Genomic DNA, 18145 nt, shown 5'->3' with positions numbered 1-18145 from the left:
CTTGCCAGCGCCTTCCATCGGCTCGTCACCCCATTCTCATCACAATCCTGAAAGTTTTACATAATCAGCACTCCCCGAAAGCCGCCCGGTCGGTAGAATCAAAAGATATCTGCCGATAAATGCGACTTACATGGAGGCTCAGATGGTTCGCGCCGCAGTACTGATTGCCTGTAGTCTGATGACCACAATGGCCCTGGCTGAAACCCGCTCTGACACGTTCCGTCAGGCGCTGGATGCCGCTCGCAATGATGACTGGGACACCCTTTCCCGTATGGAAGCCGAGCTGGAGGATAACCACCCACTGGAGTCCTACCTGGAATTCCACCGTATCAGGGCTGGCCTCCCGGAGTTGTCTGCGGAGAAAGTCATTGCCTATGCAGAAAAATACAATGACTCCCCTCTTCCCGATGATATTCGTGACATCGCGATTACCGCTTATGGCAAAGCCAAGCGCTGGGACGCACTCCTGGCGGTCAGCAACCAGGTGCCCGGCCCGGTAACGTTGCAGTGCTATTACTACCAGGCACGGCTGGCCAGTGGCGATGATTCCGCCCTGCAGGAAGCCGCTCGTCTGTGGAACTACGGCAGCTCCCGACCGGATGCCTGTGACCCTCTTTTCAGTGCCGCCCGAAACGCTGGCGTCATTGATGAGAAGGCAATCTGGGAGCGCCAGAGACTGGCCTTTGAAGCTGGCAACTACAGTCTGATGCGCTACCTGAATCGCTCCCTGGAAGGCAGCGAATATGAAACGGCCGGCAACTGGTTGAAGAAGCTCTACCGCTCTCCTGACGAACTGGAAAACCTCCCCAAAGGTCTTAGCAAGGAGCAGAAAGCAGCACTTCGTGAAGACGGCTTTTATCGCTGGATCTACACCGATACCGTCACCGCCAGAAAGTGGTACGAGAAACATGCAAAGCGCATCAAGAATGAAGAAGCTCGCCAGACACTGGCGCGTCGGCTGGCATGGTATTCCACCATTCGAGGCATTGAGGAAAACCGCGAATGGCTGGATAACTGGCTGGAGGATCACAGTGATGTGGAGCTGCTGAGCCAACGCACTCGCCGCGCCATAATCGAACAGAACTGGGATGCGGTGGCTCACTGGATTGCCAAGTTGCCAGAGCAGGAACAGGCCGATTCACGCTGGCAGTACTGGCAGGCGCGGGCTCTGGAAGCCACTGGCCAGGAAGATACAGCCCGGGAACTGCTGCAGAAAGCTGCCCAGGGCCGAAACTTCTTCGCCTTCCTGGCGGCGGACCGGCTAGGCGAACCCTACCGTTTTTCAGATGCCCCTTACGCTGCCAGTACTCCCTTTGAGCCACCGGCCGCCGTCAATCGGGTCCAGTTGCTACAGGAACTGGAAGAAGATACCGCCGCTCATCGAGAATGGCTGTGGCTGCTCTGGAACAGTGACCGGGAGCAGCAGCAGGCACTGGCCGACTACGCACTCAAGCAACAGTGGTACAGCCTCGCGGTAGAAGCCTCTATCCAGTCCAAATCCTGGGACACCCTGGCGTGGCGATTCCCACCGGCTTACCGCGCCCAGTTTGAAAAGGAGGCCCTGGAGAACAATCTTGACCCCTGGCTGGCCATGGCCGTGTCACGACGGGAAAGCGCTTTTAATCCCCGCGCCCGCTCCGGCGTTGGCGCCAGCGGCCTGATGCAATTGATGCCCGCCACTGCACGCAATGTGGCCCGAGATGTGGGTCAGGACAGACCGACTCAGGCCATGCTGTTTGACCAAAACGTCAATATTGGCCTGGGTACGCGCTACCTTGCCGAGTTGCTGGAACAATTCAATGGTAATCGCTTGCTGGCACTGGCCGCCTATAATGCCGGCCCGCACCGGGTGGATAACTGGCTGGAAGCAGAAGACGACAAGGCGGTGCCCGCGGATGTGTGGGTCGAATCCATTCCCTTCCGGGAAACCCGCGATTATGTGCAGGCGGTCCTGACTTACCGGGTGTTGTTCATCGGCTTGCATGACGACCAGCCCCGTACCGCACAGCTGATCAGCGACAAGGAAAACGAAAGCCGCTATTCACTGTCCATGTTGGAATAAAAATCAGCTGTGAGCGGTCAGCTATGAGCTGCGAGGAAGTTCAAACGCGAAACGCTTTTAGGCTTTTTCTGCTAGCTCGTAGTTCGAAGCTGTCTTAATCCAACTGGCGAATATGATAGTCCAGCCTGCCTCGCGCCTCTTTGCTGCTCAGCTCCGGAATTGTTGCCAGCTGGCGACGCAGCTTCACACTGCGAGCAGGCAAGCGACTGAAGGCGATCACCGCGTTGTGGCAGTCGCTGCACGACAAGCGAAAGCGGCTGGCAAACCCCCTCAATGCCTTGTTACCGGAGAGTGCGCTGTCCCGATACTCTGGCCAGTCACCGAAGTTCATTACCAGCATTCCTTGCTCTGACAGGCAAGATTCCAGCTTGCGCTGCCATTGCATCGACGCAGGCACAGCCCGGGTTACCTGCTCGTTGCTCGGGGCGAACAGGTCCTCAATGATCAGGTCAAACGGGGGCCCCTGATAATCCTCCAGCCACTGGCATGCATCGGCCAGATGCGTTTCCACCCCCATATCGGCGACACCAAACACATCCCTGGCCACTTCCAGATGCGGCGCATCCAACTCCACGGCCACTAGCGTTTCCGGATTGAGAAGCTTACGAATGGGCGGTATCAGCGACCCTCCTCCCAACCCGAGCACCAGCACTCGCTGGTATCGATCGGGCGCTTGCAGCAAGGCAGGCAACCACAACAAATCCCAGACACTACCGGTCAGCAGGCGGTCCGGATGGAACTCGGAATGTTGTACGCCATTGGCATACAGCTCCAGTTTCTTTCCCTTGCTGTGGACTTCGTAGCGCACACCTTCCCTTTCGGCGCTCCACACTATGGCCATATTGTTGTGTTCATCATGTTTTTTTTGGGGGGGGTATCCTCGACGAAAGATAGTACGTCTTTCCTAACAGCAAGTAAGCCGCCACGTGCCAAAAACCTGAGGCAAAAAGAGCAGAAACCTCTGAGGACCCTGCCCTTTGATTTTGGCAACGGGATGTACTTCCGTGAGGCATCAGGCATCCAACAAAAGCAACCGATGATCGCCCTTGCCAGATACTCACCAGGCCGCAGACTTCTCCAGTCCCCGGCCCAGCGTTTACTTGCCCAGTGTCAGGGTCAAGCCTGTGACCTCACCATCCACCCTGGATTCATTCAGGTAAACTCGGGACTGTTCCGCGCCAAGCTGTTGCACCAGGGTCGCCTTGGCATTCTCGGAACGCAGACGGGCCAGCTCGACCAGCTGCTGGGAGGTAACGGCTTTGGCACCGGATTTGACCATGGCATCCCAAGCCGCCCGCGCAAGCATCTTGTCTGCTTCATCGCCCTCTTCCGGCAAGGGATCGCTGACTAGCGTCTCCACATCCTGATCCGTTGCGGATTCATAGCGCCGCTTCAACTTGCGACGCAGGGAGGATTCTTCAAGCGCCAGATCAATACCCGCCCAGTCCTCGCCGGCCACATCCATACCAATCTGCTGTTCGGCCAGGGCCACACGATCTTCCTGGCTGGTGGTGCCAATCAAACCAAACGACAAGTCCGGTTTCTCAGTCAGCACCTTGGCCACTGCTGCCAACGAGTTTGACGTGTCCGGTCCCACTTCGGCACTGCCCGGTGCAAACTGGATCTGTTCCAGATTCTGGCCTCCGGCCAGCCCCGCCAGGATGGAGAAAGGCGCAGTCGCCGCTTTCACCACAACATTGGTCAGCACCTTGAGAATCATACCGGTGACACTGAAGCTTGGATCATCAAGATCGCCAGACATGGTGACCGGTAAATTGATCTCGCCATTGCGGGTCCTCAGTACGGAAAGACCGAGTTTGATCGGTACCTTCACGGCTTCCTCGCTCTCCACTTTTTCTCCCAGATAGAACTGGTCTGCGAGAATTTCGGATTTGCTCTCCAGGCGGTTATTCTCGATATCCACCCCGGTATCCACACCCAACTGACCTTTCTCCACCTGATAGCCAAGGTAAAGACCAGTAAAGGGGGTGAGGCTGGTCATCTCGTAGTTCTTTAATGACACATTCAGGTTGGAATACAACGGCTCGGGTGAAACCACGCCTTTCGCTGTGAACGGAGCGTAGCGATCAATCTGTGCCTGTAGATTGAGGTTTGCACGGCTGCCGGGACGGGTATTCAAATTAGTCACCGTACCGGATAACTGATAGAGACCGATGCGGAAGTTCGGTGTCACGGTCTGGTCTTCATGGCGCACCTGACTGCCAATGACCCGCACTTTCTTGAGCGCGACTTGCCAGGGCTTTTCGTTATCCCCACTCGCAGAAGCACTTCCGCCTTCAGAGGGTCGAGTACCCGCTGCGATGCGCATACTCAAGTCACGTCCCTGGCTGTCTACCTTGTGCAGAACATCCATGCCGCTCAGCGCCACATCCTGAATGTTGACTTGCTGGGTTGCAGTAGAAAGGGTCAGTCCCTGAAGAGCCACATTATTGGCCTTGAAGAAGGCCTGGCCGTTTTCCAGCACATTCAGGCCCTGCACCGTGCCACTGGCAGAGGCGGTAATGTCAGGCGCATCGCCTTCAACCTTGGCATCCAGGTCCAGCGCGAGCACTCCCGCGCGCAAGGACAGAGGCACTTCACGCTCCATCCAGGGAGAAAAGGTAGCCAGTGGCAAGCCACTCAGGCTGGCCTTGCTGGCAATGTTCAGCGGCGCGAGCATACCCTCGCCGGAATGAGTCAACTGCCCCTCTCCAGCGATTTTCGCGCTACCTTGCCACTGGAAAGGGGCTTCCTCACCCACCACCAGATTGGTGAGTTCGAAATCCCCCTCGGTCATTTCCACGGTCTGGGCGGGTGCCAGCGTCTGGTCACGGAAACGCAGAGTGCTTCCCTTAACGCCCAACCTGTCCAGTGTGACCTTCCAGAAGGTTTCGGCCTCTACAATCCGCTCAGCCGCCGCCTGGGCCTTCTCTTTGACCTGCTCCTTAACCTGTTCTGCCTTGTCGTCATCCGGTGGCAGAAACAATGTCGCCAGGTCCAGTCCCGCCTCTTCCAGCACCGCATTGACCTCGGGCCTGGATACTTCTACCTCTGGAATCGATACGGTCTGAGCCTGTGTATCAACGGCAATCCCCGACACAGTGATCGCCGGGAACTGAATACTGGGCGATTCCTCTCCCGGTTTCTGCAAGGACAGATTACGCAAGGTCACCCGGCCCTGAGAAATCAATAACTTGATGTCCTCCCCTTGTGAAAACTGGTAATTCGCTTCCAGGTCCAGCTCACCGGAAGGCACGGTAAAGCGAACCTGTTCCGCACCCAGCTTGGCAAGGGAAACAAGGTCTACCCGCTCTACTTGCAACCGCCCGTTGGCGGTAAAGGGAGCAAATTCAAAATTCCCCGCCCACTCGAAGCCGCCGCCATCCGGCCCTTCCAGGCGGATAGCATAGTCATTGGATTCCTTGTCTTTGGCTACGGTGGAGAAATTGGTGATATCAAAGGCAATAGGCAGGATCAGCTCGTGGGGTTCTTTGCCCGCGGCTTCGGTATAACGCAGGTCCCCATTGGTCAGCAGCAGCTGGCCTATGGCGATACTCGGTAGTGATGCGTTCTCGTCTTCCGGCGGAGCCTCTTCTACTGGCTCTGCCTCAGCTTGCGCCTCAAGATGTGCCAGCACATCGTCGAAATTGAACGCGGAACCCGGGTTACGGCGAGCTCTCACGGTCAAGCCGTCAAGCGCCACCTGATCAAAGTACCAGCTCCAGCGAAACAGGGAAGACAGCTGAAAATTGACATACAGGTGATCGAAACCGGCCAATACCTCGGTCTGCTCATCCTTGATGGCAAAACCATTGATGGTGGCGCTCAACGCCAGCGGGTTGATCTTGACCTCGTTGATCTGCACGTCCCTGCCGGTGAGCTCCGCCAGAATCTCGCTGGCGTTATCCCGAACCAGCCCTGGCGCAACCAGAAAGCCCAGCAGGGCATAGAGGACATAAATTATCCCCAGGATCACCAGCGTTTTGATCTTCCAGCTGGCCTGCTTCCATGTCTCCAACACCTTCACAACCAATCCCTCATACCTTTTTCAATCCTGACGCAATGGTAGCAGTTGCGCGGCGAGCACGCGCCCAAAACCCATTGCACACTGATGACCACCGTGGAAAATGGCCTCATTCTCACCAAGAGAGCCACCTGGAGCCACGCCCATGAGCGACAACTACTTGCTTAACCTTTACGAAAAAGCGCTGAAGCTGCCTGCTGGCAGAAAGCTGTTCTCAATGATGTTCAGCCGCAAAGCCCCCTACTTCGCCACTATCACCCCAGTGATTACTGAACTGCGACCGAATTTCTGTGAAGTTAAGTTCAAGAAACGTAAAGGCGTTGAGAATCACATCCAGACCGTCCATGTGATTGCCATCTGTAACGCACTCGAATGCGCCATGGGCGCCATGGCCGAGTCTTCTATCCCGAAGCATCTGCGCTGGATTCCCAAGGGAATGAGCGTGAACTACACCGCCAAGGCCACCACGGACATCACCGCCATTGCCGAAGTCAACCCGGAGGACTGGAAGCCCGGCGATCTGCCGGTAACAGTGAAGGCCATGCGCAACGATGGCACGGTGGTCGTTGAAGGCACCATCAACCTGTGGATTAGCGAGAAGCCTGCGAAATAAAGCAGAGTGCCCCTGCGCCTGCCATTTGCAGGCGCACCTACCCCGCCCTACTCAGCATCTACCCTCCCGCTTTGCCCTCTGGCAGGCTACACTTCCCCAAAAAATGGAATCAGACGCTTAACGCAGCCAGGAAGGCTTGCGACTGTCTTGGGAAGGAATCATCACAATGCTGATATTGCCCGTCGGAGAAAATACCGGCCAACGCTCAACCCCTTGGTTGTGTATTTTTCTGATTATCATCAACACCATTATCTATGCGGCCACCACTCACCGCGACAACCAGATCGAAACGCCGCTTAGTGATCAGCAGCTGGAGGCCCTGGCAGCCTATGAGGCTCCGCTTTTGCTGAAGTGGCTGTCATATCAGGACAGTTCAACCTACGCCGATGCGGTTGCCATGGAAAACCGTGGACCGGAGTTCATGCTTACCTATGGCTGGTTTAATCAGGCCTTCAGTCGTCATGTCAGCGAGCATTGGCAAACCAACCCACCTACGGAACAATGGCGGCAATTGCGCGGAGAGCTTGAGGATTGGATCACCAGCTACTCCCCATTCCTCTGGGGGCTCATTCCTGACAAACCAACTGCGACCACCTTTATATCATCCATGTTTATGCATGGTGACTGGTTTCACCTTCTCGGAAATATGGTTTGGCTGATTATCTTTGGCGCCGCCATGGAGCGGTACTGGGGAGCCTTCAGGTTTAGCGCAGCCTATCTGATCGCCGGCATTGGTGCCGGTGCATTGTTTATCCTCGTGGACCCTGAAAGCGGTGTTCCTCTGGTCGGCGCCTCAGGTGCCATCTCGGGGATAATGGGGCTCTACGCTGGTACCTATCGTCTTCGCAAGGTGGAGTTCTTTTATACACTGGGGTTCGTTTTTGGGAGCTTTCGCGCCCCCGCGCTAATTCTTTTTCCTGTGTGGCTGGGGTGGGAATTGGTTCAATCAGCAACCGTAGAGAGCAACGTTGCCTACATGGCTCATGCCGGGGGCCTGATTACCGGTTTGTTGCTTGCCTTCATTTTGCCACACAGCGGTCACCAGACTTCCAACCAGACAGATCAAGCAAAGAGAGAACAACACCAGCAAGTACCTGAGGCATGCCTTCGACTGGCCGAAGAACTGCGTTTTGGTGATGCCCAGGCTCGCAGCCGACAGTGGCTGGAAAAATATCCAGCCAGTCGCCCACTGTGGGCATTTTACCTGGAGATGGGTAAACGCCAGAAACAGCTCGACAAGGCCATGCAAGATGGAATGAAAACCCTTAACAGCCAGCCGGGCAAAGCCGCTCTGCTTACTTGGCTATGGCAGGAGTATGAGGAGCTTGGGGGAGACACAACGCGTCTGCCTCCGCCCTTCCAGCTCCTGTTGGCCGAATTGGCATGGCTCCAAAAGCGGCCTCTTGTTGCCAAGGCCATTGTGTCAGAATTACAGGATAAACAATGGCAGCATCCGCGAATGGAAAAACTCAGCCAACAGCTTGAACTGAAAAGCTCCTAACCGCGTCATCCGCTCTGGCTTTGCAGCCGTTCCAGCAAGTTCGCAGTGACCATTCCCTGCTGGCTGTCATGGTCTTGTGGAAAGTGTTTTTTCACAAATCCAACCAGCCTCTTTGCGGTATCTGCACTGCCCAACTCAAGGTAAAGCCGCGCAAGTAACATATACGCTTCACCTAGCCCCTTGAACTGTGGTGCACGCTGGTGAAGATTCACCAATAGTTGCTGGGCCTCACGGATACGGCCGCGCTCATAGAGGGCTTTTGCAAGCGACAGACATAATGCAGGGTCATCCTCAAAACGAAGCTCCGGCTGTTGTTGGACCGCCTCCAGCCAGATCTGCACCGCCGTCCCCGCATTTCCGCTGCCCAGCTGATGCCGTACGAACCGTGCTAATTGCTCCAACCATGGCGATTCTTTACCCAGCAACTTCAACAGTCGTAAGCGACGCCTGTTAAGCTCAGGATGAGTAGGCAATGTCGTCAGACCTCTATTCACGACTGCAAGTGCATCCTGAAGGCGGCCCTCCTGAGCATAGATATGTGCTCCACCCAGCACTTCCGCCACCTCGTATTCATCCTCCGGAAGAGAGCGACCACGGTCTTCATCTATTGCCAAACCCAGCTGGCGAGCCTTTTGGTTGAGCATAGCGCCCATCATCGCCGCAGCAACAAGGGTTGTGTAAGCAGAAAAAGTCGCCCCGACAAAGACCAGTGCTGGTAGCGCTTCGCCTGACTCAAGCAGTGCAGGTGCCGCAGTCACCCCCATCACCGCCAACCACAACAGCAGGTAGGATGCCCCCACCGTCAGGATCAATTGCAGCCAGCGCAGAGGGTTCAACGCCATGAGCAAGGAGCCACTAAGCGCCAGCAGCATGAGTGCCGCAGGCAGTATGAAGGTAGCCAGGGCGAGCAGGCCGAGGGCAAGCACCATGGAAACAGAGGCGAAAAGGAACGGGCCGGTAAAAAGAACAAGCAGTAGCCCAATCTGGCGAAACAGCAAACCACCTTCCGAGATCCCATCCATGGGGGACGGCGGAGTCCAGTTATCCCGTGCCACATCAGCAATAACCAGCATCGCATAAACAGATAGCAAGGTAGAGACAAACAGGAAGAACAGAAAGGTCATCATGTTGCTCAGCATGACATTGGCAAGGCCAAACAAGAGCAACAACCACAGTGCCGGTGGTCTTAGAGGATAACCCATGATCTCACTGGAACGCTTCCAGAACGGAAGCCGCGGTACACCGTCACCACGCCAATCAAGGCGCTGGCTACAAAGCGGACAGCGAGGCTGCCCTCGCTTGAAATTCGCTTCTCCCCCCGGTACACATTGAGTGCAATAGGGTTTATTGCATCCTTCACATACCCAGCTCGCTGACTTGCGAACATGGTAACCACATGCATCCATGCATATCCCCAAACGAACAATTGAGTTTTATGATGTAACGAAAATGCCAATCTGGCTTGCGGCTTTTGATATCAAGTCCGACTGGCTCAATCCGCTACGCTTGAGAGGTCTGAGATCATGATCTCCACTTTCCATCCAATGCACCTGGATGGATGGAGGCAAGTCATACCCTGACACTTCATCAACCTTGCCAAACGGATCCCGGTCGCCCTGACAGACAAGCATCGGAACCGTCAGCTCACCAAGATGTCCTGTTCGAACTTTCTCCGGCTTTCCTGGTGGGTGGAAAGGATACCCCAGAGCCACCACACCTTGCACCGGGCTGTCTTGTAAAGTCGAATCAGCCGCCAACATAGAGGCCATACGTCCACCCATGGACTTGCCACCAATCCAGACTGGCAACTCAATTGATCTGGCCTGCTCCACTACCCTGCTGAAATGCTCAATCAACTTCGGCGCACGGTCGGGCGGGAATTGTCGGCCCTCGATACGGCGGCGATGCATGTAGGGAAACTCAAATCTCGCCACGCTGATGCCCTGTGCCGCCACCGCATCGGCCATGGCATTCATGAAATCGCTGTCCATGGGGGCACCCGCGCCATGCGCAAGCAGCAACACTGCACGGGGATTTTTTGCCGAAGTGATTAATAGCTCGGGAAGGGGGGCATCCGACAACACTACAACGCCGACTCCAAGGCCTTCAGCTGCTGCCGGAGGGCCTCAGCGAACTCTACCCGAAAGATACTCAGGGGGGGCTCTGTCAGGAGGTGATCTATCACCGGGGCCGGATTGCTCACGATCCAGCAACCGATAATGCTTTGCTGAACCTGCATGAGATACTTGTTTACCTTGTCTGCGGGCAACGAATAATGCTGCTGCAACCGACCACTCAGAACGGCGAAGTGTTTCAACAGGGTCTGTTTGAAATCCCGTGCTTGCTGAACATCAAGGTTCTGCTCCAGCACCGAGTGGAGAATAGCCGTGAGGCGGCAGAATAACCGCTGCTGTATCAGCACATCCGCCATCTGCTCCCAAAGCGGCTTGCCACCCTGAAGCTCAATGTCAGCCAAGGCCTCCAGCTCGCTCAGGTAAAGCGCAAGAAAGAGGGCTTCTTTGGAGGGAAAATAGCGGTACAGGGCCGCCTTGGTGACACCTGCCTGTCTGGCGATATCGACCAGCGCTACCGCCTGAAAGCGGTCGCTTTCAAAAGCGTCCTCAGCAGCCTGGAGTATTTGCGCCCGTCGCTCTGCCTTTTGCTCAGGCGAACGGGCGCGTTGGAAACAACAAGAATTCATGCCTGCAGGATACCAGCCAAACGGCGTGTAATCATACGTGGTGACAATTTGCCCATCCAGACCAGCAGCAGGTTCTTCAAACCAGGAATGACGATCGCACGGCGGCGTGCTGCCAATGCTTTACGCACAACGTCTTCAGCGCTCATTGTCCCGGCCTTGAACAGCATGGTCTCTGTCATGTTCGCCTCGCTGGCAAATTCGGAATCTGTTGCCCCTGGACACAGCGCGCTGACCGCCACACCATCGCCTTTAAGCTCCTCATGCAGAGCCTCGGAAAAGGAAAGCACGAACGCCTTGCTGGCGTAATATACCGCCATGTTAGGACCGGCCTGGAAGGCCGCTGTCGAAGCCACGTTGATAATGAAGCTGTTGGCGACTTTTTTCAGTCCCGGCAACAAACGCCAGGTCAGGTCAACGAGTGACGTTACATTTACCTGAATCATGTCAAGCTGACGCTGCAAGGAAAGCGCTTCGACAAAACCACGATCACCGAAACCGGCATTATTGATCAGGCCGGTAACTTCAACCTGTTTCTCTGCCAGCGCAGCGACAAGCTCTTCTGCGGCAGAAGGCTTGGCAAGATCACAGGCAATGCAGACAACCTGAATGTTATGACGCTCCTGCAGCTCACTGCCCAGTGCCTCCAAACGATCAAGACGCCTCGCTACCAGAACCAGATGGTGACCAGCCACCGCCAGTTGCCGGGCAAACTGTTCACCAATACCGGCGCTGGCACCGGTCACTACAACTGCGCGCAATGCTGCTGATTCCATCTTCAATCTCCATTTAAGTAACCAAGGGTCACTAAAATAGCAAAGCCAAGGAAATCAGGCCAGAAAAACCTGCACGGAAGCCCGGATCCAAAATATCTGCAGTGAAAATTTCTTTTTTTAAATCAGCACGATATGCCCACATCCAAACGCCGACTCTCCTCCTCGCTAATGACGTCTAACGAACAGCGCATCATGCCTCCCACAGTGCCAACTGCCCTTCAGGGCCCGGGGGAACAAAACCAGAGCTATCCAGTGTCATGGATTCCCGCGCAGCCAAGCCAGCCCCACGGCATGCAGTTTCAAATCGCTGTCGCAGCAGATGGGACCAGGCTCCCTGACCGCTTTGTCTATGATGCCAGCGACTGTCATAAATAGCGCCGCCGTGCAGATCTCGCATGACCGACATGACCTTTTCTGCCCGGTCCGGGTAATGCTCCTCAAGCCACGCTTGCCAGAGTGGGCCAACCTCATGGGGTAAACGCAACACCACATATCCGGCGTGCTCCGCACCCGCCTGTGCCACCTGACCAACTATGTCTTCCAGCTCATGGTCATTGATAAAGGGAATCACTGGTGCCACCAGCACCGATACCGGCACACCAGCGCGACTCAACTCACGAATGGCACGCAGGCGTTCCTTGCCGCCACTGGCACGGGGCTCAAGCTGTGCCTTGAGGCGGTTATCCAGGGTAGTAACAGAGACGGTAACGCTCGCTCTCCCCGCTTTGGCCATCGGGGCGATCAGATCCAGGTCACGCAGCACCAGCGTACTCTTGGTTATCAGGCTGAAGGGGTGCTGGCAGTCCGCCAGCACCTGTAGCAACTCTCGGGTCAGACGTCGTTCGCGCTCTGCCGGTTGATAAGGGTCTGTGGCCGTGCCCAGTACCACTGGCTGGCAGCGGTAGCCGGGCTTTCGCAGGCTTTCGCGGAGCACTTCTGCTGCGTTTTCCTTGCAGAAGATCTCACTTTCAAAGTCCTGACCGGGGGAAAGATCCACGTAGGCATGGTTCGGCCGGGCATAGCAATAAATACAGCCATGCTCACAGCCTCGATAAGGATTGATGCTCTGGGCGAAGGGCAAGTCCGGACTGCGATTGGTTATGATAATGCTCTTGGCCAACTCGCGGTGATAACGGGTCGGACGATTAACTGGTCCCTCATCCATCTCGCTGTGCGAAACAGCAAAGCGGCCCGGCATCTGACTGAGCGTTCCCCGATTTACGGCAGGCATACCCACTCCTGTTGATATACTGTCTTTACGTACAGTATATCAACAGGAGCAGCGGCTCAATGTTTTTTCAGTGTCTGTGGCAGCACCCACCGCTCTTGCCGGCCAGATCATCCCGGCTCGCGAATGAGCGTTTGGCGCAACGCTAACGGCTACAAAAAGCGTAACTTGCGAAGCTCTCTCACGCCCACCGCCAGTGTCATGAAGTCATGGCGACTATCTGCCTGAAGCCCCTTAAGACGACGGATGCTGAACTCAATCTTGTTGGTAGATTTTCCCAACCAGGCCTCAAAACGCTGGTCAGCATTCTCGCCCTCCTGTTCCAGCACCCGGGCGGCCACCTGGCGATGGAGCCGATAGCAATCTTCTCGAAGATTGGCTCTGGCCAGCGCCTGCCACTTGCCATTCACGCTGAGATCCACAATGGCCGACAATAGCCAGAGTATGTTGAGCCGGTCACCTACAGTGAAATAGACCTCCGCCGCCAGCTTCAATGGCACCTGCGCCTGGGAGGCCAGCTCGGCAATATCCGGCGCACTGCCAAGCACCATGGTGTTGGCCAGGATGCGAGCTTCTTTCTCGGGCACCCCGTCCTCTCCCATGCCTGCCACCGCTTGCTGCCAGTCATCCTGATATCCTCCCGGCAAGATCTCCGGCAACCACTGTTCAAGCTCTACGATCGCCGATTGAAAGCGGCTCACGGCCTCCGCCACCGGGCGGCGCCCCCACTTGTAGAATAGTAACCAGGTGGTCATGTGTTTCAGCAGACCGGTCACACGCCCATACAAGCGCAGCTGTACCTGGCTATCCACGGTCCCATCCAGTCGGTCCACTGTCTTCCAGTACTCATCCGCATCGAACACGGCATGCGCCATGGCATAGGCCTTGACCAACCGATGCAGGGACAGGCCATGCTCATCAGCGAAGCGATGCACAAAGGCAAAGCCCATACGGTTCACCACCGCGTTGGCCAGCACGGTGGCAATCAACTCCCGGCGTAGCCCGTGACTAAGCAGCGCCTCCCTGTAGTTCTCCACCAGTGCTTTTGGAAAATAGCTCAAAACATCCCGGTCAAAGAACGGATCATCAGGTACATCTGAGGCCAGCAGTGCATCGAACAGGGCATTCTTGGTGTAGGAAAGCAGCACCGACAGCTCGGGACGGGTGAGCCCGTTCCCCCGGCTACGGCGCTCGGTCAGACTTTCATCATCCGGAAGAAATTCCACTGTTCGAGTGAGCGCCCCCTGACGCTCCAGCATTCGCAGATGGCTGGCATGCTCTTCCAGCCTGCTGGCCGCATCGTATTCCAGGAGACTGAGCGCCAGACTTTGCACGTAGTTATCCCGCAAAACGGCGTCGGCCACGTCTCCGGTCATGACTTCCAGTAAAGGGTCCCGCTCGCTATGGGTCAGCGTCCCGGCCTTGAGCATCTGATTAAGGGGAATCTTGATATTCACTTCCCGGTCAGAGCTGTGCACGCCTCCGGAGTTATCAATGGCATCGGTGTTGATATGCCCACCATGCAGCGCGTACTCCACCCGGCCAAGCTGGGTCAGCCCCAGATTGCCGCCCTCACCCACCACCTTGCAGCGCAACTCACGGCCATTAATGCGTATGGCATCGTTGGCTCTGTCGCCGACCTGGGCGTGACTTTCATGGCTTCCTTTCACATAGGTACCAATCCCGCCATTCCAGAGCAGTTCCACGGGCGCCTTGAGAATCGCCTGAATCAACTCCGCTGGCGTCAGGCTGCTCTGCTCAATGCCCAGCGCCTCGCAGGCCTGGGGGCTCAGACGAATATTCTTGGCGGAACGGGGATAAATCTCACCGCCCTCGGAAAGGCAAGTGCGATCAAAATCATCCCAGGTCGCCCCTTTGGTGGTAAACAATCGCTGCCGTTCCCGGTAGGTACGAGCGGGATCCGGATGGGGGTCGATGAAGATATGCAGGTGGTTAAAGGCAGCCACCAGCTGGATGTGTTCCGACAGCAACATGCCATTGCCAAACACATCCCCACCCATGTCACCAATGCCTGCCACCGTGAAGGGCTGCTGCTGGATATCCTTGCCCATCTCGCGGAAATGCCGCTTGACGCTCTCCCAGGCTCCACGGGCAGTGATACCCATTTTCTTGTGGTCGTAGCCCACACTCCCGCCGGAGGCAAAAGCATCACCTAGCCAGAAGTCATACTCATCCGCCAGACCGTTAGCGATATCAGAGAATGTGGCCGTGCCTTTGTCCGCCGCGACCACCAGATAAGGATCATCCACGTCGTGGCGAACCACCGACGAAGGCGAGACCACGGAGTCACCTTCACGGTTATCCGTAATATCCAGCAAGCCTCGTATCAGCTGCTTGTAACACTCGACCCCCTGCTGCTGCCAGGCCTCGCGGTTGGCGGGGCTGCCCTGCTTCACCACGAAGCCGCCCTTGGCACCTACCGGCACGATGATAGCGTTCTTGACCATCTGCGCCTTCACCAGACCCAGCACTTCGGTGCGGAAGTCCTCGCGCCGATCGGACCAGCGCAAGCCGCCCCTGGCCACCGGACCGCCGCGCAGGTGGATACCCTCCATCTGCGGGGAATACACAAAGGTTTCATACATGGGGAGTGGCGGAGGCAATTCCGCCACCAGAGTCGGATCCAGTTTCAGGCTGACGTAGGGCTTCACTTTGCCCTCGGCATCCGGCTGGTAGAAATTCGTCCTCAGACCCGCCCGCACCACACTCAGGAATGCACGCAGCACACGATCTGCATCCAGCGACGCAACCTGGTCCAGCTCATGATCCAGAGTCTGGGCCAGCACCACCCCTTCACGCTGTCGTCTGTCTTCATCCAGCGACGGGTCAAACCGGTTCTCGAATTGCTGAACCAGCAGCCGCGCAATGACGGCATTATCCGCCAGCAACTGCTCCATGTAGCCCTGCGAAAACGGCAGTTCGGTTTGCACCAGATAACGGGTCAACACCCGAAGACACACCACTTGCCGCGCATTAAGCCCGGCCAGCAGAACCAGACGGTGCAAGCCATCGTTCTCGGTGATGCCCTTCCAACAGGCGAGGAACGCCTCTTCAAAAAACCGTTTCTGCTGCACCGGCCCCAACGCACAGTCCCCATGTACTCTCACCGAGAAGGACTGTACCCATTGATCCGGACCATCACGAAGACAGAGTCGCGTGGGCTCCTGGCTCACCACTCGCAAACCAAAGTTTTCCAGCAACGGCAGAATGTCGGAAAGCCCGAGCGGCTTGCCGAGGCTGAACAGGCGAAGGAAAGTGGGGCATGCGGAAGAATCTTCGTTACTGACCGACAGGCTCGGCAGCACCGGCTGATGCTCGGAGAGCTGGGACAGGTAATGAATATCCGCAGCCGCTTCCAGCGCGCTGGTATTTTCCTGATAGCCCACCGGGAAGGCATCGCCGTAACGCATGGCCAGTGCGATACCCTCTTCGCCCTCTTCGCGGAGAATCGCCCGCAGTTGATCAGACCAGGACCGGGTTACCACCAGCAGACGTTCTTCCACCTGCCCTTCCGTCATCCCGAGCTGCGTCCCCTGAGGGATACGGATAATGCAATGAATCCGTGCCAGCCCTTCGCGGAGGAAATCCACCGTGCGCTCCACCGACAAACCATTGCATAGCCGCTTCAGCTCATCAGTGACCTTGTCCCTGAGTTCCCGAGAGAACTGCTCGCGGCTGAGATACACCATGCACGAATAAAAGCGGCCGTAACGGTCACGGCGCAGGAACAGGCGCAGATGATCACGGTCTCTCAGGGCGCGGATGCCCATGCACATATGGAACAGCTCATCCTCGCTACACTGGAACAGCTCATCGCGCGGCAGCTGATAGATGATATCGCGTAGATGTTTCCCGGAATGGGAGCGCTCAGGCAGCCGCGAACGCTCCAGCACGTGGTTCACCTTGCGGCGAATCAGGGGAATATCCCGGGGGCGATTGATATAGGCATCAAGCGAGAACAGCCCTATATAGCGATCGGTGCCCTCCACGCTGCCATCCGGAGCCAGGCGCTTGATGGAAATCACATCCATGTAGTGGGGATGATGGATGGAAGAGCGCATGTTCGCCTTGGTCACCACCACCAGGCGCCCATGGGTAATGTACTTGGCCATCTCCTCATGGGGCGCGATGAACTGATCTGCATCTGCGTGACGGCTACCCGCGCGGGCGAGACCCAGGCCAGCATCATTGTCCAGCTGGACCTGGGTAACTTCTCCCACATTATGTGCATGGGAACGGGCATACCCCAGGAAGGTAAAGTGCTCCTGCTGGAGCCATTCAATGAAAGCCCGCGCCTCCGCCAGTTCTTCCTGATCCCGACCCGGATACTCCTGCGACAGGTTTTGCTGGGTGGCCCGCAAGTGATCAAGCATGGCGTGAAAGTCCTGCACAACCCCCCTTAACTCGCCAAGCACCAGCTCCAGCTGTTCTCGAAGCGCCTGATACTCCTGCTCGCTGCCCAGCGGCTCAAATTCCATGTAGATCAGCGATTCCGCAGGATGCTCACCATCGCCTACCCCATCAATGTGGGAAATCTGCCCGTCATCGTTACGACGGATGCGCAGCACAGGATGAATGGTCCAGTCGATGGCGGTATCCGCATCGCGCACCGCCATGGCGACTGAATCCACCAGGAAGGGAATATCCGTACACACGGTGCGCAGGCATGCCAGCTCTCCGGTCCTCTCCGGAGGGCAAACTTCAATCAACAATTCCTGATCGCGCTGCTGTGCCATTTGCCAGTGATCGCAGGCAAGGCGGAAAAGATGTTCCGGGGTACGGGCATTCAGGGCAGCGTGACTGGCCATTTCGAAGTAGCCCGTCAGAAAACTGCGGAAAAGAGGTTGATCCTTGGGATCAATCTGGGCTGTCAGCATCCGTTCCAGCTGAGCCAGCATCAGGGTCTGACGTTGGGCGATATCGTCCTGCATCCTTTTCTCCGGCGTCGGTGCCCAACCCGCCGAGTGACCTGTCGGCAGGTCGTTTTCTTCACTCTATACCGGAGCCGGGCGCGAATACCACCCCGCACCTTTTGGGGGTGTCTCAAAGGGCAAACCAACCGGCTCTATATCTGGCAGCTGTTAACGCGGATTGATGGGCATGGCCCCCATACCCATCCCGGACCACATGATCTTTTCGGTTCATGATCTGCCTGGCGGCCTCCGTGGAGCGTAATGCATGCCAGGCCATTACAGGCGAAAATTTCAGTCACGCACCCGCAC

General features: G+C 56.6%; 11 protein-coding genes. 3 read left to right on the top strand and 8 right to left on the bottom strand.

Annotation, left to right across the window (positions count from 1 at the left end; all coding sequences use genetic code 11):
- Positions 1 to 142 precede the first annotated feature (142 nt).
- A complete protein-coding gene (locus tag GFN93_RS10340) occupies positions 143 to 2062 on the top strand; it encodes a transglycosylase SLT domain-containing protein (RefSeq protein WP_153501018.1) in 1920 nt (639 codons plus the stop codon).
- Positions 2063 to 2156: 94 nt separating this feature from the next.
- Here the strand turns inward: GFN93_RS10340 and GFN93_RS10335 are convergent, their stop codons facing one another.
- The gene (locus tag GFN93_RS10335) at positions 2157 to 2903 is read right to left on the bottom strand and encodes a spermine/spermidine synthase domain-containing protein (protein WP_153501017.1); all 747 of its coding nucleotides are present in this window, start codon (positions 2901 to 2903) and stop codon (positions 2157 to 2159) included.
- Between the two features lie 255 nt (positions 2904 to 3158).
- Positions 3159 to 6089, bottom strand: a complete 2931-nt coding sequence (locus GFN93_RS10330) for a DUF748 domain-containing protein (protein WP_328594511.1) — start codon at positions 6087 to 6089, stop codon at positions 3159 to 3161.
- A 142-nt stretch (positions 6090 to 6231) separates the two neighbouring features.
- Here GFN93_RS10330 and GFN93_RS10325 point away from each other — a divergent pair, with 142 nt between their 5' ends.
- Together GFN93_RS10325 and GFN93_RS10320 are read left to right on the top strand one after the other, a co-directional pair.
- Positions 6232 to 6699, top strand: coding sequence for a hotdog fold domain-containing protein (locus tag GFN93_RS10325; protein WP_153501015.1), 468 nt, complete (start codon positions 6232 to 6234; stop codon positions 6697 to 6699).
- A 343-nt stretch (positions 6700 to 7042) separates the two neighbouring features.
- Entirely contained in the window at positions 7043 to 8200 is a 1158-nt protein-coding gene (locus tag GFN93_RS10320; protein WP_194285789.1) for a rhomboid family intramembrane serine protease, read from the top strand.
- A gap of 5 nt (positions 8201 to 8205) precedes the next feature.
- Here GFN93_RS10320 and GFN93_RS10315 read toward each other — a convergent pair whose 3' ends face one another.
- The 6 genes from GFN93_RS10315 to GFN93_RS10290 all read right to left on the bottom strand — a co-directional run bounded on the left by GFN93_RS10315 (position 8206) and on the right by GFN93_RS10290 (position 17854).
- A complete protein-coding gene (locus tag GFN93_RS10315; RefSeq protein WP_153501013.1) occupies positions 8206 to 9402 on the bottom strand; it encodes a tetratricopeptide repeat protein in 1197 nt (398 codons plus the stop codon).
- 231 nt (positions 9403 to 9633) lie between these two features.
- A complete protein-coding gene (locus GFN93_RS10310; RefSeq protein ID WP_328594731.1) occupies positions 9634 to 10224 on the bottom strand; it encodes an alpha/beta family hydrolase in 591 nt (196 codons plus the stop codon).
- 59 nt (positions 10225 to 10283) lie between these two features.
- A complete protein-coding gene (locus tag GFN93_RS10305; protein ID WP_153501012.1) occupies positions 10284 to 10901 on the bottom strand; it encodes a TetR family transcriptional regulator in 618 nt (205 codons plus the stop codon).
- Positions 10898 to 11674, bottom strand: coding sequence for an SDR family NAD(P)-dependent oxidoreductase (locus GFN93_RS10300; protein WP_235901786.1), 777 nt, complete (start codon positions 11672 to 11674; stop codon positions 10898 to 10900). The genes GFN93_RS10305 and GFN93_RS10300 overlap by 4 nt, the downstream gene beginning before the upstream one ends.
- A gap of 190 nt (positions 11675 to 11864) precedes the next feature.
- A complete protein-coding gene (locus GFN93_RS10295; RefSeq protein WP_153501011.1) occupies positions 11865 to 12905 on the bottom strand; it encodes a PA0069 family radical SAM protein in 1041 nt (346 codons plus the stop codon).
- Between the two features lie 149 nt (positions 12906 to 13054).
- A complete protein-coding gene (locus tag GFN93_RS10290; RefSeq protein WP_153501010.1) occupies positions 13055 to 17854 on the bottom strand; it encodes an NAD-glutamate dehydrogenase in 4800 nt (1599 codons plus the stop codon).
- Between the last annotated feature and the right edge of the window lie 291 nt (positions 17855 to 18145).

The organism is Alcanivorax sediminis (genome assembly GCF_009601165.1).
Classification (GTDB): domain Bacteria; phylum Pseudomonadota; class Gammaproteobacteria; order Pseudomonadales; family Alcanivoracaceae; genus Alcanivorax; species Alcanivorax sediminis.
Note: the sequence above shows the minus strand (reverse complement) of the source record. Positions and strands in the feature narration are given on the sequence as shown.